Annotated in this window: 11 protein-coding genes; 5 read left to right on the forward strand and 6 right to left on the reverse strand. The window is 72.0% G+C overall.

Features of this window, described 5'->3' with window-relative positions:
* Positions 1-155: 155 nt before the first annotated feature.
* Both ACWDVW_RS23675 and ACWDVW_RS23680 read right to left on the reverse strand, forming a co-directional pair.
* Positions 156-716, reverse strand: a complete 561-nt coding sequence (locus ACWDVW_RS23675; protein WP_449952734.1) for a hypothetical protein — start codon at positions 714-716, stop codon at positions 156-158.
* Between the two features lie 254 nt (positions 717-970).
* Positions 971-1,696, reverse strand: a complete 726-nt coding sequence (locus ACWDVW_RS23680; protein ID WP_449952580.1) for a helical backbone metal receptor — start codon at positions 1,694-1,696, stop codon at positions 971-973.
* 78 nt (positions 1,697-1,774) lie between these two features.
* Between ACWDVW_RS23680 and ACWDVW_RS23685 the strand changes: the two genes are divergently transcribed.
* Together ACWDVW_RS23685 and ACWDVW_RS23690 are read left to right on the forward strand one after the other, a co-directional pair.
* Positions 1,775-2,683 (forward strand): hypothetical protein, encoded by a 909-nt coding sequence (locus ACWDVW_RS23685; protein ID WP_449952582.1) that lies wholly within the window; start codon positions 1,775-1,777, stop codon positions 2,681-2,683.
* 267 nt (positions 2,684-2,950) lie between these two features.
* Complete coding sequence (locus ACWDVW_RS23690) at positions 2,951-4,228, forward strand: hypothetical protein (RefSeq protein ID WP_449952585.1); 1,278 nt, start codon at positions 2,951-2,953, stop codon at positions 4,226-4,228.
* 77 nt (positions 4,229-4,305) lie between these two features.
* On the opposite strand, the gene ACWDVW_RS23695 is transcribed toward ACWDVW_RS23690, so the two are convergent.
* A complete protein-coding gene (locus tag ACWDVW_RS23695; RefSeq protein ID WP_350697268.1) occupies positions 4,306-4,650 on the reverse strand; it encodes a histone-like nucleoid-structuring protein Lsr2 in 345 nt (114 codons plus the stop codon).
* Between the two features lie 265 nt (positions 4,651-4,915).
* On the opposite strand from ACWDVW_RS23695, the gene lon reads away from it, so the two are divergent.
* On the forward strand, positions 4,916-7,252 hold the full coding sequence (gene lon / locus ACWDVW_RS23700; protein WP_449952588.1) for an endopeptidase La: 2,337 nt from the start codon (positions 4,916-4,918) through the stop codon (positions 7,250-7,252).
* A 223-nt stretch (positions 7,253-7,475) separates the two neighbouring features.
* Here lon and ACWDVW_RS23705 read toward each other — a convergent pair whose 3' ends face one another.
* Together ACWDVW_RS23705 and ACWDVW_RS23710 are read right to left on the reverse strand one after the other, a co-directional pair.
* Complete coding sequence (locus tag ACWDVW_RS23705; protein WP_449952591.1) at positions 7,476-9,173, reverse strand: DEAD/DEAH box helicase; 1,698 nt, start codon at positions 9,171-9,173, stop codon at positions 7,476-7,478.
* 104 nt (positions 9,174-9,277) lie between these two features.
* Entirely contained in the window at positions 9,278-10,165 is an 888-nt protein-coding gene (locus ACWDVW_RS23710; protein WP_449952593.1) for a hypothetical protein, read from the reverse strand.
* Between the two features lie 133 nt (positions 10,166-10,298).
* On the opposite strand from ACWDVW_RS23710, the gene ACWDVW_RS23715 reads away from it, so the two are divergent.
* Both ACWDVW_RS23715 and ACWDVW_RS23720 read left to right on the forward strand, forming a co-directional pair.
* A complete protein-coding gene (locus tag ACWDVW_RS23715) occupies positions 10,299-11,462 on the forward strand; it encodes a sensor histidine kinase (RefSeq protein ID WP_449952596.1) in 1,164 nt (387 codons plus the stop codon).
* On the forward strand, positions 11,459-12,064 hold the full coding sequence (locus ACWDVW_RS23720; RefSeq protein ID WP_449952599.1) for a response regulator: 606 nt from the start codon (positions 11,459-11,461) through the stop codon (positions 12,062-12,064). The genes ACWDVW_RS23715 and ACWDVW_RS23720 overlap by 4 nt, the downstream gene beginning before the upstream one ends.
* 51 nt (positions 12,065-12,115) lie before the next feature.
* On the opposite strand, the gene ACWDVW_RS23725 is transcribed toward ACWDVW_RS23720, so the two are convergent.
* Positions 12,116-14,146 (reverse strand): tachylectin-related carbohydrate-binding protein, encoded by a 2,031-nt coding sequence (locus tag ACWDVW_RS23725; protein WP_449952602.1) that lies wholly within the window; start codon positions 14,144-14,146, stop codon positions 12,116-12,118.
* Positions 14,147-14,286 lie beyond the last annotated feature (140 nt).

Here is a 14,286-nt window from a genome sequence, read left to right on the forward strand (position 1 = left end):
AGAACACCGAGGTCTACAACGAGCTGATCGGGTACGCGGCCACCCACCCGGACTGGTCCGCAGTGTCGCCGCTCATCGAGCAGCGGGCCGCCGGGGTGGGCGCGCTGGGGCACCCGCAGGGGTGCCGCCCGCCGTGTGGGGAGGGAGGTGACAGGTCAGCGGAGCCAGGCGAAGCGCTTGACGATCGGCAGCCGGGCCCAGGTGCGGCCGAGGCCCCAGGTGTCACCGGCGTTGGTCACCGCGAGCAGCGCGAGCACCCCGGCGTAGACCAGGTGGTCGTCCATGAAGGGGTTGTTCGCGGGCAGCAGGGCGGCGGTCCACATCAGCACCAGCAGCAGACCACCGGCGACGGCGGCGACGCGTACCCCGATGCCGAGGATCAGGGCGGTGCCGATCGCGGCCAGACCGATCATGAACAGCCAGTCGGCCCAGACCGCTCCGGCCATGCTCTGGTAGAAGCCCTCGAACGGACCGGTGACGCCGAAGCTGAGGAAGCCCTTGGTGGGGCTGCCGCCGTTGATCCAGGCGTTCTTGCCCTCGGTGGCGAACCCCAGGCCGAACAGCTTGTCCAGGAAGGCCCAGAGGAAGATCCAGCCCAGCGCCAGGCGCAGCCCGGCGAGCAGGTAGCGGGTGGCTCGCTTCCGGTTGACCTGCTCCCGAACGGTCTCGGCCCCCGGGGTCTTGGCGGCGGTGTTCCGCTCCATCATCGCGGTCATGATGTCCACGTCCCTTCTCTGCTTGGCACCGCTGTCCCGGTGACACCTCCATTGGACGCCGGTGGGGTCGGGTGCGGTCAGGGCCGACCGGGCCCGGACCGGACGGGACCTTCGACCCCTTCCGGCCCGGGCCGTCGGACCGGGTACGGGACGGGCGCACGCCAGCGCTGTCGGCACGGCGTCGGGGCGCTCACGCGTCGGGTGAGTCGGGCGCCGTGGGGTCGGGCACCGGAGTGTCCGGGCGCCGGTGGCGCTCAGCCGACGACGACCGGGTTCGCCAGTTGGTCGGCCAGCACCGACGGGGCCTCGGCCAGCGACGGGCCGTACCAGGTCAGGTGCCGTCCGGAGAGCAGGGCGCACGGTACGCCCGGAAACGCCTCCGGCCCGTCGTCGGCGGTGAAGCGGTACGGCTCGTCCGGCAGCACGACCAGGTCGGGTGCGGTGGCGCGCAGCTCGTCCAGCGTGGGTCGCGGATACCGTTCCGGCTGCCCGGCGTAGAGATTGGCCACGCCCAGCCGACGGAGCACGTCACCGGCGAAGGTGTCGGTGCCGAGCACCACCCAGGGGCGTCGCCACACCGGCACCACCGCCCGGTGCCGCACCGCAGGAGCCGGCCGGTCGGCCCAGGCCCGACGCGCCTCCGCCAGCCACTCGGGTTCGGTGGATGCGCCCAGGTCGTGCAGCAGGTCGGCGAGTTCGGTCAGGGCGGTGTCCACCGTACGCGGATAGGTGACCCGGACCGGCACTCCGGCGGCGGCCAGCGCGTCGGCGTCCTCGCGCCGGTTCTCCTCGACGTTGAGCAGCACCAGGTCCGGTCGCAACGCGCGGACCCGGTCCAGGTCGGGGTACTTGCTGCCGCCCACCCGGGGCACGTCCAGATCGGCCGGAGCGGTGCACCAGTCGGTGGCCCCGACCAGCAGCCCGGGCAGGGTCACCGCCACCGCCTCGGTCAGCGAGGGCACCAGGGAGACCACCCGCACCCGTCCACCTCCTCGCCTCCGGCGCGGTCGGTCACCGTCGTGGTGGTCACCAGGGGCCCACCGGGGGAGCCGCCCGGCATGATCGTCATCCTAGACTCGGTCGGTCGGCGGCAGGATTGGGTGGATACGACGATGACCGGTGGCGACGCGTGGCTGTCGACGATTCCGGCCGGTGGGCGTACGCCCGTGCTGGCCCGTGCGGGGCAGCGGGTGCACGCCGGCCGGCGCCTGGGTGAGGTGATCCGACGTCGCCCGCCGGGGCTCACCGGCAGCCAGTGGAACACCGCCGCCCGCGTGGTGCTCGACCACGTGGTCTGCGCCGACGACACCGGCCTGCCGCAGTTCGCGGTCGAGTTCCGGGAGCCGGCGCCGGATGCCCCCGCCCGTCGGGTGGACCGGATCGTCGAGGCGGTCACCGCCAGCGTCGGCCTGCCGCTGCTGCGGATCGGCTCGGCCACCCTGCGCGCCGTCGACCACGGTCCGGGCATCGTCGGGTACGTGCTGGACGCCCGCCGGTACGCCGACGGTGCCGCTGGCTCGGACGTACCCGCCGTCGGGTTTCGCGACATCGTCGGCCGGCTGCCCGACGGGCGCACCGGCGCGGTCAACGACCTCGGCGCGCTCGCCCGGGCCGAGGCCGTCGAGGCGTACGTGGCACGGCGACTGGCGGACCCGATCCTGCGCGGGCTGCACGTGCGCTGGGCCGACGGCCCGGTCGAGGGGTGGAGCTGGGTCGAGGTGCGTCCCGGCGAGTTCCTGGTGGAACGGGTCGTCCTGCGGACGTACCGGTTCTCCTGCGGTGTCGATCCGGCACGACTGGCCGAGGACCTCGCCGCACTCGCTGTCGGTGAGCGTCTGCGCACCCTCGATACGGAAACTCCCGACGTGGTGGGTCGTGCCGATCTGCTCGACGACATCCGGCGACTCGGGCAGCGCCGCGACGAACTCGTGGACGGTTTCGCCTACGACCATCTGCACCAGGTCTGACCTGCCCCGGAGCAGTACGCCCCGGGTCGCCGAAAAAAAGTCCACCTTCTTTTGAACTCCCGCCACGGCGGGGCCGTACCTCACCGGGAATGGACAGGATCTCCCCAACCCGCGCCGGGCGGCGCGGGAGACGGTGCGGAAAGGGCATCGTCGTCTGTCGACGTGCCACCGGTGCGTTCGAACGGCCTCCGTCGAGCGCGCCACCACGATTCCGTTCGGTCCGTCGAGTCACGCGTCAGGTACCGGATCGAGAAGGAGAGCAATTCGATGCGCAGGTCCACCCGGTCACGCAGACCATCAGGTAACACGCGGACCAAACGACTTCTGGCCGTTGGTGCCACGCTCGCCGTCTTCGGTGGCGTCGTCGCCGTTACCCAGATCTCGTCGGCCGGTGACCGACGGCCGAACAAGCAGCAGACCCGCCCGATCTCGGCCGAGTGTGTGGAGCCCAGCCCGGGTGCGACCGCGCCGACCGCCCGTGGCGCCACCACCACCCGTACCTTCCAGAACGGTCGATGGGTGACCAACCACTGGGGTGACGGGCAGCAGTCCGTGGAGGAGTGCCAGGAGACCCGCAGCGGCAACGGTGGCGCGACCCCCGCCGGTTCCTTCGCCGTGGCCTGTCCCGACGTGGTGAGCCGCCTGCCGCAGGTGCCCGACCGGGCCCGCGCCGAGGTGGACCGCAACCTGGCCCTGCTCCAGACCCAGATCACCGAGGCCGACCAGCGCCTGGCCGCCGAGGGCAACAAGGGCCAGGCGTTCATCCGCAACGCGATCCTCGACCCGCTGGCCAGCAAGCGGCGGGCCACGCTCGACCGCATCACCATCTCCATCGACCGCTTCGGCCCTCGGCCGCGCGGCCTCGCCGGTCTGGCCGCCTGCCAGGTGCAGCCGGTGAACAACAACAACGGTGGGAACAACGGCGGCAACAACCCCAACAACGGTGGGAACAACGGCGGGGGCAACAACAACGGCGGCAACAACGGCGGAGGCAACAACGGCCTCGACGTGCTGGCCAACAACTGCAACAACAGCCAACTCCAGCCGCACGACGGCTTCCAGAACGGCAACCGCTGCATCAGCACCGCCTTCGGCGAGGTCGGCTCGGCCGCGAACAACCCGTCGCTGCTGATCACCGAGTTCCCGCAGCAGATCAACCGCAACGAGGGCTTCTCGCTGCGGGTCAGCACCCGCAACCTGGTCCGGGACCGGTTCCTCCCGGCCGGTCAGGGTGGCTACTACCTGGAGAGCTCGCTGCTCAACGGTGAGGGCCTGACCCGAGGCCACTTCCACACCGCCTGCCGGATGCTGAACAACACGAACGAGGCGCCGGCGGCGGATCCGGTACCGGCCTTCTTCGTCGCCACCGAGGACGGCGGCGGCGGTCGCCAGCCGGACAGCGTGGTCATCCAGATCCCGGGTCTGCCGGACTCCGGCACCGCGCAGTGCGCGGTCTGGGCCGGTGACGGCTCGCACCGCATCCCGATGTCGGAGCGGGCCAACCAGACCCCCGCCTTCGACGCGGTGCGGATCCAAGTCAACTGACCCGACCCGAAACGACACGCGGGCCGTCCGGAACGAGGTTCCGGACGGCCCGCGACGTTGTGTGGCGACGCCGCTGTTCAGCGGTTCTTGTACGCCTCGACGACCTCGACCGGGATACGACCCCGCTCGGAAATCTTGTAGCCGTTGCTGACCGCCCATTCCCGGATCGCGCGGTTCTGCTCGCGGTTCATTCCGGGGGCCGCAGCGGTGACCCGACGCGGACCGCGACCGGTGTCGGTGCTGCCGCGTCCAAGCCGTCGGCCCGCATTGATAAACGGATCCAGCGCCTTGCGCAGGACTCCCGCGTTCTCGTCGGAGACGTCGATGGTGTAGCTCACGCCATCCAGGCTGAACTCGACCGTCCGATCGGCCTTTCCGCCGTCGAGGTCGTCAGTCAGCACCGTGATTACTTTTCTCGCCATCGTCGATTACTCCCTGTGTCTGGCGGGGTGTGGTCAAAGTTTGACTCATCGCCCGGCAATTGCGCAACAAAAGCCCCTGCTTGCCGGCTCTCGCGTTTTGCGCCGCGCGTAAATCCCGATTACCCGGCGTTCCCGTGGTCGGTACGGATGTGTCGGCGCCACCTGAAGGTCGGGTGGTTCGTGTGCTGGGTCACACCGTGGAACAACGGTGGCGCGCTTCGACTTGAGTCAGACACGCTCAACTCAATGCGATAGCAGGTGTTCGATGGCAACTCTTCCGGTACTCCCACTGACCGACGCGGTACTGCTGCCCGGCATGGTCATCCCGGTGACCCTCGACCCGACCACCCAGGCCGCCGTCGACGCGGCCCGCGCGACCGGCGACCGCAGGCTGCTCGCCGTGCCCCGCCTCGACGGCGAGTACGGCTCCGTCGGCGCGATCGCCACCATCGAGAAGGTCGGTCGGCTGCCCAGCGGCGAGCCCGCCGCAGTCGTCCGCGGCCTCGCCCGCGCCCGCATCGGCTCCGGGGTACCCGGGCCCGGCGCGGCGCTCTGGGTCGAGGCGACCGAGATCGACGAGCCCGCCCCGGCCGGCAAGGCACGGGAACTGGCCCGCGAGTACCGCGCCCTGGTGACCTCCGTGCTGCAACAGCGCGGCGCATGGCAGGTCATCGACGCGATGGAGCGGATGACTGAACTCTCCGAACTGGCCGACTCGGCCGGCTACGCGCCCTGGCTCACCCTGGCGCAGAAGACCGAACTGCTCGCCGCGCCGGACGTCACCGCCCGGCTGGAACTGCTCGTCGGCTGGGTCAAGGACCACCTCGCCGAGCAGGAGGTCACCGAGCAGATCAACTCCGACGTCCGCGAGGGGTTGGAGAAGTCGCAGCGGGAGTTCCTGCTGCGCCAGCAACTCGCCGCGATCCGCAAGGAACTCGGCGAGGACGCCCCGGAGGGCTCCGCCGACTACCGGTCCCGCGTCGAGTCCGCCGACCTGCCCGAGAAGGTACGCGAGGCGGCACTGCGCGAGGTCGGCAAGCTGGAGCGGGCCAGTGACGCCTCCCCGGAGGCGGGCTGGATCCGTACCTGGCTCGACACGGTGCTGGAGATGCCGTGGAGCACGCGTACCGAGGACAACACCGACCTGGCGGCGGCGCGGGCCGTGCTCGACGCCGACCACGCCGGCCTGGCCGACGTGAAGGACCGCATCCTGGAGTACCTGGCGGTGCGCAACCGGCGGGCCGACCGTAACCTCGGTGTGGTCGGCGGTCGCGGCTCCGGTGCGGTGCTGGCCCTGGCGGGCCCGCCCGGCGTCGGCAAGACCAGCCTCGGCGAGTCCGTCGCCCGGGCGCTCGGCCGCAGGTTCGTCCGGGTCTCCCTCGGCGGCGTACGCGACGAGGCCGAGATCCGGGGCCACCGGCGCACCTACGTCGGCGCGCTGCCCGGCCGGATCGTGCGGGCGCTGCGCGAGGCCGGCTCGATGAACCCGGTGGTGCTGCTCGACGAGGTCGACAAGCTCTCCGTCGGGTACGCCGGTGACCCGGCCGCCGCCCTGCTGGAGGTGCTCGACCCGGCCCAGAACCACACCTTCCGGGATCACTACCTGGAGGTCGACCTCGACCTGTCCGACGTGCTGTTCCTCGCCACGGCCAACGTGGTGGAGGCCATCCCCGGCCCGCTGCTGGACCGGATGGAACTGGTCACGCTGGACGGCTACACCGAGGACGAGAAGGTGGCCATCGCCCGGGACCACCTGCTGCCCCGGCAGCGGGAGCGGGCCGGACTGACCACCGACGAGGTCGACGTCGACGCCCCGGCACTGGCCCGGATCGCGGGGGAGTACACCCGGGAGGCCGGCGTACGGCAACTGGAGCGGGCCCTGGCGAAGGTCATGCGGAAGGTCGCGGTGGCCCTCACCGACGACCCGACGCCGGTCCGCGTCGGCGCCGACGACCTGACCCGCTACCTCGGCCGACCCAAGCACACGCCGGAGTCGGCGGAGCGGACGGCGGTGCCGGGCGTGGCCACCGGGCTGGCGGTCACCGGTGCCGGCGGCGACGTGCTGTTCATCGAGGCGACCAGCATGGACGGTGAGCCGGGACTGACCCTGACCGGTCAACTCGGCGACGTGATGAAGGAGTCGGCGCACATCGCGCTCTCCTACCTGCGCGCCAACGGCCGTCGACTCGGTCTGGACCCGAACGCCCTCGCCGGGCGGCGGATCCACCTGCACGTCCCGGCGGGCGCGGTACCCAAGGACGGCCCCAGCGCCGGCATCACCATGGTCACCGCGCTGGCGTCACTGGCCAGCGGCCGACCGGTACGCCCCGAGTTCGGGATGACCGGCGAGGTGACGCTCTCCGGCCGGGTGCTGCCCATCGGCGGGGTGAAGCAGAAACTGCTCGCCGCGCACCGGGCCGGTCTGACCGAGGTGATCATCCCGGCCCGTAACGAGCCGGACCTCGACGACCTGCCCACCGAGGTCCGCGAGGCGCTGACCGTGCACACGCTCGCCGACGTCGCCGACGTACTCGCCCTGGCGCTGCGCCCGGCCGAGATCGACCCGGCGTCGCTGGGCGGTGAGGCGCTCGCCGCCGCCTGAGCGACGTGCGCGTGCAGGGCGGCATGTAAGGAGGCATGTAAGGAGGGGGCCATTGTTAACGCCTGCGGTAGAGCAGGGGTCCCCTACTAACACGAAGCACCGCCGACTGGCGTCATCCCGTGCGGGGTGGCGCCAGTCGCCGCATGTCAGGGCATGCCGTGGTGAGAAGGGCTCCCTGCTATACCGCAGGCGTTAACAAGGGGCCCTTCCTTACACACACACCTCAGCGACGCTCGTCGCGGTCGCGGCGTACGGTCGCCTTGCGGCCCTTGATGGTGCTGTTGCGCAGCCCGGCGATCACCTCGTCGGCCACCCCGTTGGGCACCTCGACCAGGGAGAACCGGTCGGCGATCTCGATCGAGCCGATGTCCCGGCCCCGGATGCCGGTCTCCCCGGTGATCGCCCCGACCAGGTCCTGCGGGCGGACTCCGGCGCGCCGGCCCAGCCCGATGAAGACCTGGGTGGTGCCGCCGGTGCGGGGCCGTGCCGGCCGACGGTCACCCCGAGTGTCCTGGCCGGGCCGAGCGTCCCGGGTCGGACGGACCGCCACCTGCGGGATCTCCTCCTCGGCCTCGTCGGAGCCGGGCAGGGTCGCCTCGTGGGACAGCTTCACCGCGGCGAGCGCCACCTCCATCAGGTCGAACTCGTCGCTGAGCGTCTCCACGATGACCCGGAACGGCTCCAGGTCGTCCTCCAGCAGGCTCTCCCGCAGCGCGGCCTGGGTCAGTTCCAGCCGGCGGGTACGCAGGTCGGCGACGGTGGGGATCTTGTCGATCGTGATGCGCTGGCCGGTGACCCGCTCGATGGTCTTGAGCATCCGGTGTTCCCGGGGCTCGGCCAGGGTGATCGCCACGCCCTCCCGGCCGGCGCGACCGACCCGGCCGATGCGGTGCACGTACGACTCGGGTGCCGACGGGACGTCGTAGTTGACCACGTGGCTGAGCTGTTCGACGTCGAGTCCCCGGGCGGCCACGTCGGTGGCCACCAACAGGTCGGCGGTGCCGGAACGCAGCCGGCCCATCACCCGGTCCCGCTGTTCCTGGCTCATCCCGCCGTGCAGGGCCTCGGCCCGGTAGCCGCGTCCGTTCATCGTCTCGGTGAGCCGGTCGACCTCCTCGCGGCTGCGGCAGAAGACGATCGCCGCGGTGGGCGACTCGACGTCCAGCACCCGGCCCAGCGCCGCCGGCTTGTGCGCCCGCGCCACCAGGTACGCGCTCTGGCGTACCCGGGGTGCCGCACCGGCCACCGGCTGCTCGCGGGCGATGAGGATGCGGACCGGGTCGGTGAGGTGGGCCTGGGCCATGCCCTCGATGCGCGACGGCATGGTCGCCGAGAAGAGGACCGTCTGGCGCTGTGCGGGGGCGTGCTCCAGGATCGCCTCGATGTCCTCGGCGAACCCCATGTCCAGCATCTCGTCGGCCTCGTCGAGGACGACCGTGATCAGGTTGCCGAGCCGTAGCGTGCCCCGGGCGATGTGGTCCAGCGCCCGGCCGGGGGTGGCCACCACCACGTCCACACCGAGGTCCAACGCCCGCAGCTGGCGGCCGATCGGCTGCCCGCCGTAGATCGGCAGCACCCGGGCGCCGAGGTCCTTGCCGTACCGGTGGAACGCCTCGGACACCTGCACGGCGAGTTCCCGGGTGGGCACCAGCACCAACGCCAGGGGATCGCCGCCGGGCCGGTCGTCCGGCATCCGTTGCAGCAGGGGCAGCGCGAACGCGGCCGTCTTGCCCGTACCCGTGGCTGCCTGCCCGAGCAGGTCACGGCCGGTCAGCAGGGTCGGGATCGCCTCCCGCTGGATCGGCGTCGGCTCCTCGTAGCCGAGTGCGGAGAGCGCGGCGAGCAGTTCGGGCCGCAGGCCGAGGTCCGTGAAGGCGGGCGGATCCATGGTCGCGTCGGGCGGTACGGGCGTGGAACTCATGGGTCAAGCCTTTCATCACGCCCACCCGGCCGCTGCGGCGACCACCGGCAACACGCGGTCGGGGCCCGCCGCCGGGTGTCGGCGGGCCCCACGGAGACAGTCGGCTACGCGGTGACCAGCGCCAGGATGATGGTGATCCCGAGGACCGCGTCGATCACACCGCACCACTGGGCGTAGGCGCGAGGCACCACCTGGCCGGTCCGGTGGTGGATCACGTCCCAGCCCGCGTGGGCCAGCCACCCGATCGCGACCAGCCACTGCCCGGCCGTGCCGCCGACGATCACGGCGAGCAGCGCCAGGCCCGACCAGCCGGCCAGGCCGACGAGCTGGAGCCGGAGCGCGCCCGGTACGCTCCACTGCCGCCGGACCGTACCGATGATCAGGTACCCGGCCGGCAGGACCAGCAGCGTGTACGCGGCCAGCGGCGCGGGTGCGCTCCAGGTGTCGGCGGTCATCAGCAGCGCCAGCCCGGCCGGCCAGCGCTGCGTCACCGCCCGTGCCCACGGGTGTCGCGGCGCGGCGCGGTTCGGGCGGTGCACGGCGTACTCGGCCCGGCGCCGCAGCACCGCCGCCACCATCGCCGGCACCATCAGCACGTGCGCGCCCATCATCAGGGCATCCCCGTCGAGCAGCCCGGCCTGGTACGGCAGCAGCAACACCAGCGGCGGCACGTACATGGCCAGGACCATCTCGCCGACGGCCGGACCGGAGTGTCCCCTGAACCACATCCAGACGGCCATGCCGATGCTCATGTCGGTGGCCATCAGCAGCGCCGCGACGCCGGGGGTGGCCGGGGCCAGCCCGAGCAGTCCGCCCAGGGCGGCGCGGGCCGGACCGAGCACGAGCATGCCGGCCACCATGGCCAGCGCCATCTCCAACAGGTGCCGGGCCAGCGGCGTCAGGCGCGAGTGGCGGACCGGCGTCGCCGGTGGCCCGTGGATCGTCGGGGTGGACGGGGTCGGTCCGCCGGGGGTGGCGAGGGCGTCGGTCATGACGTCGATCGTGGCGGCGCGCGGCGGCGGCGACAATCCGCGTTCTGTCCCCGGTCGGCCGGGCACGACGCCCGGTCGGACCGGGCGGAACGGGGGTACGCCCCGTGGGGTAGCGGGTTCTACCCTGACCGGCGTGGTGACGGACGGGACGGTGCCGGGCGGCGAGCGGACGCTGCGCCGGGCCCGGACGGCGACGCGGGTCTCGCTCGCCTCCGGCATGGTCGCCACCCTGTTCCTGCCGGCGATCGGCCCGCTGCGGGAGCCGGACCCGTGGCGGGTGGCCTCCGGCGTACTCGCCATCGTCGCGTTCACGCTGGTCCTGGCGGCGGCGGTGGGTGCGGCGGTGACCACCGGCGGGTCCGCCCGGCAGCGCCGACGGCTGCGGATCGGGTACGCCGCCGTCGCGGTGCTCGGGATCCCGCTGGCCGCACCGGTCGCCGTCGGCGACTGGCCCACCTGGGCCTGGCTGGGCGCGGCGACGGTCGGCGGGGTGCCGTTGCTGGCGCCGCTGCGGGCGGCCCTTCCGGCCACTGTGCTGGCGATGGTGGTCGCCGGGGCGGTGGCCGGGGTGACCGGCGCGTCGATCGGCCAGGCGCTGCTGGTCGTCGGTACCGCCGGCCCCGGCGTCGCGCTGGTGAACGGCTTCCAGGTGTGGTTCTGGGGGCTGCTGGTGCAGGCGGAGCGGGGGAGGGCGGCCCAGGCCCGGCTGGCTGCCGCGCACGAGCGGTTACGCTTCGCGGCGGACGTGCACGACCTGCTCGGGCACCACCTGACCGTGATCGCGCTGAAGGCCGAGCTGGCCGCCCGGCTGGCCGACGCCGACCCGTCGCGGGCCGCCCGGGAGGCGGGCGAGGCGCAGCGGCTGGCCGCCACCGCGCTGACCGAACTGCGCCGGACGGTGCACGGCTACCGCCGGGTCGACCTCGGCGAGCAGGTGACCGCGGTGGCGCAGGTGCTGCGGTCGTCCGGCGTACGGTGCACGGTCGTGCCGCCCGCCGGTGAGCTGCCGCCGGAGGCGGCCACCCAGCTCGCGGCGGTGCTCCGCGAGGCCGGCACCAACGTGCTGCGACACAGCCGGGCCGGCTGGTGCCGGATCGAGATCAGCCAGCGGGAGGACGAGGTGCGGATGACCGTGACGAACGACGGAGCGACCGAAACGGGGACGGGGACGGCGGACCGGCACAGCCACGGCCTGCGTGGGCTGTCCGAGCGGCTCGCCGGTGCCGGTGGGCGGCTGCGCGTCGACCGGGCCGACGGCGTGTTCACCGTCGAGGCGACCGTACCGGCCACCGCATGATCCGGGTCCTGCTCGCCGACGACGAGGAACTGATCCGTACCGCCCTGGCCGCCCTGCTGGAGCTGGAGGCGGACCTGACGGTCGTCGCGCAGGCGGCCGACGGGACGGCGGCGGTCAGCGCCGCTCTCGCCCACCGGCCCGACGTGGCCGTGGTCGACCTGACCATGCCCCGGCAGGACGGCTTCGGTGTCGCCGCCGAGCTGTCCCGGGTGCTGCCGGACTGCGCGGTGGTCATCCTCACCGGGCAGGGCCGCCCGCCGCACCTGGCCCGCGCGCTGTCCGCAGGAGCGCGCGGCTTCCTGCCCAAGGGCGCGCCGGGCGGGGCGCTCGCCGACGTGATCCGCCGGGTGCACGCCGGTGGCCGGTACGTCGACCCGGCGCTGGCGGCCGACGCGCTGACCATCCCGCCGTGTCCGCTGACCCCGCGCGAGCTGGAGACGCTGCGGCTGGCCGAGGACGGATCGTCGGTCGCGGCGATCGCCCGCCGCGCCCATCTCTCCAGCGGCACCGTCCGCAACTATCTCGCGCTGGCGGTGCAGAAGTTGGGTGTGGACAACCGCGCCGAGGCGGTCCGCCTCGCCCGCGAGCACGGCTGGTGGTGATCGAGCGGCGGCCGCCGGGTCGAGGTGACCCGGCGGCCGCCGGCGGTGCGATCAGCGCTCGGGTGGCGCCGGAAGATCGTGCCGGGTGAACGCGTCCCCGGCGGCGGTCCGGCTGGCCCGGACCGCCGCCGTGTCGATCGTCTCGTCACCGGCGTACAGCCGGACGCTGGAGTTGACGGTCCGCGTCACAAAGCCGATCTGCTGCCCGCCCGAGTTCTGCCAGGTGAACGCCGTCGGATCGGCGACGTAGGTTTCACCCGAGGCGACCGGCCCCCAGGAGGTCCACGTCGTGGATCCGGCGAGGGTCTGCCGTGATCGGTAGATGCTTCCGTCGGTGGCCCGGACGAAGACCCAGACCCGCCCCGTGCTGGGGCTGAGTAGCGCGCTGGGCGATCCGGCGAGGGTGATCGAGCCGTCGCCCACTGCCGTCCAGGTGCGCGGCCAGGTGCCGTCGCTGTTCTGTAGCTGGGCCCGGACAGCTCCGTCGCCGTGTCGGGCGAGGACCATCATGCGGCGTCCCGGCAGCACGGTGGCGGTCGGCGTGCCGAGGTAACCGGTGCCGCCGAGACTGACCCATGCGGTCGTCAGCGCGCCGGCCCGCCAGGTGGCGGTGACCACCTCACCGGCCGCGTTCACCCCGAGAATGGTCGCCGTGCCGTCCGCGCCGGCGTGCACGATCGGGGTGCCGGTCAGTTGGGTGCCGCCGAGTGACGTCCAGGGCAGCGGGTGGGTGCCGTCGCTGTTCAGGCGGCGATGCCAGAGCAGGCCAGCCGCGTCGGACGCGAAGATCACGAGGCTGTTGTCGGCGAGCCTGACCACGGTGGGCTCGGACTTCATTGCTCCGGCCAACCCGAACCAGGGCTCCCAGTCCGGCATGGCCGGGGTCTTCTGGGTCAGCTGCGCGATGTGGCTGCCGGTTTCGTGGGCGAAGACGTTCATCCGGTTCTGCGCGTCCGCGGCCAGGGCCGGCTTGCCGGTGTACGCCTCGACGCCGGGCACCGCGGACCACTGGATCGACCAGAGGGAGTTCGGGTCGACCCGGCCGTGTCGCAGTTGGCCGATGTTGTCCGCGTAGGCGACCTCCAGGGTGCCGACCGCGCTGTTCACGGCCGGCGCCTGCAGCACGGCGATCGGGGCGTCCGGTTGAACCGGCGTCGATGGTAGAGGGTTGCTGACCGCGCTCTGGCGGCAGGTGTTCGTGGTGGCGAACGACGCGATCGTGGTGTCCCATCCGGTGCCGATCCGGTTGTAGGTCAACTCCCAGTTCAGAATGTCCTCGCGGTAACGGAACTGATGGAGTTCCCCATTGCTCCGGACGCCGAAGAGGGTGTCACCACCAGCGGTAAAGAGACCCTTGGTGAATCCAGCGAATCCGGTGCCGCCGACCAGACGGTCCCGGTCGATCCAGCGTTGCCCCACCGGGTCGAAGCGGTAGCGATAGAGCTGACCGTTGGCGTCCCGTGCGTAGAGCACCCCGGGTGAGGTGGCGACCAACAGGTTGTACTTGTTCCAGCCGCTGTCGATCAGCCGCCCAGAGAAGGCCCACGATTTCGTCGACTCGACGTAGCGGTACCAGCGCAATGCGCCGTTGGCGTCGATCAGATAGAAGTCGCCCGATTCATCGACGGTTATCTTGTCTCGATTGGCCGCCGTGGCGAATTGGGTGAAACCCGTGCTCATTCGCCAGGTCTCCTGGTCGCCGCTGGCCCACCCGGAGCCGGTCCAGCGGTGACGGTGAAGCCCCTGCGAATTGATGCCGTAGACCCGGCCGTCCGGACCGCCCAGCAGGCGGCCGTAACCGTGCCATCCCACACTGGGAGGAGGGTTGGTGCCTGCTAGCCACTCCCCGCCAGACGTACCCGGCGTGCTGTACCGGCGCACTGTCATGCTGCCCCGGCCGTCATCGGCAACGCGGAAGAAGGTGCCTGCCCCCGAGCATGTGAAGCCGTCCGCAGCTTGTGCCGGTGATGCGGCGAGCGGTGTCGAGAGGCTTCCGGTGGCGACCGCGATTGCCATTAGAAAATGCTTCACCTTGCGCCAAGTTCGAGAACGCGGCGCGTTTACTGAACCAGTATCGGACATGATGGAAGTAATGCCTCCCCGTGATTATTCGACCCTGCAGGAGGGTCCATTGTCGTGCCGGCCGACGGTTCATGTGTGACGTGATCGGACCCGGTTCGACGCGGTTATGACGCTCATCATGCGGCCCTAGGCTCCTGGTT

This window comes from Micromonospora sp. NPDC003241, assembly GCF_053589795.1.

What these genes read in the sequence shown, in the direction of transcription:
- ACWDVW_RS23675 (WP_449952734.1), bottom strand. Translation starts at nt 716, where the DNA reads ATGACCGCGATGATGGAGCGGAACACCGCCGCCAAGACCCCGGGGGCC.
- ACWDVW_RS23685 (WP_449952582.1), top strand. Translation starts at nt 1,775, where the DNA reads ATGATCGTCATCCTAGACTCGGTCGGTCGGCGGCAGGATTGGGTGGAT.
- ACWDVW_RS23690 (WP_449952585.1), top strand. Translation starts at nt 2,951, where the DNA reads ATGCGCAGGTCCACCCGGTCACGCAGACCATCAGGTAACACGCGGACC.
- ACWDVW_RS23695 (WP_350697268.1), bottom strand. Translation starts at nt 4,650, where the DNA reads ATGGCGAGAAAAGTAATCACGGTGCTGACTGACGACCTCGACGGCGGA.
- lon (WP_449952588.1), top strand. Translation starts at nt 4,916, where the DNA reads ATGGCAACTCTTCCGGTACTCCCACTGACCGACGCGGTACTGCTGCCC.
- ACWDVW_RS23705 (WP_449952591.1), bottom strand. Translation starts at nt 9,173, where the DNA reads ATGAGTTCCACGCCCGTACCGCCCGACGCGACCATGGATCCGCCCGCC.
- ACWDVW_RS23710 (WP_449952593.1), bottom strand. Translation starts at nt 10,165, where the DNA reads ATGACCGACGCCCTCGCCACCCCCGGCGGACCGACCCCGTCCACCCCG.
- ACWDVW_RS23720 (WP_449952599.1), top strand. Translation starts at nt 11,459, where the DNA reads ATGATCCGGGTCCTGCTCGCCGACGACGAGGAACTGATCCGTACCGCC.
- ACWDVW_RS23725 (WP_449952602.1), bottom strand. Translation starts at nt 14,146, where the DNA reads ATGTCCGATACTGGTTCAGTAAACGCGCCGCGTTCTCGAACTTGGCGC.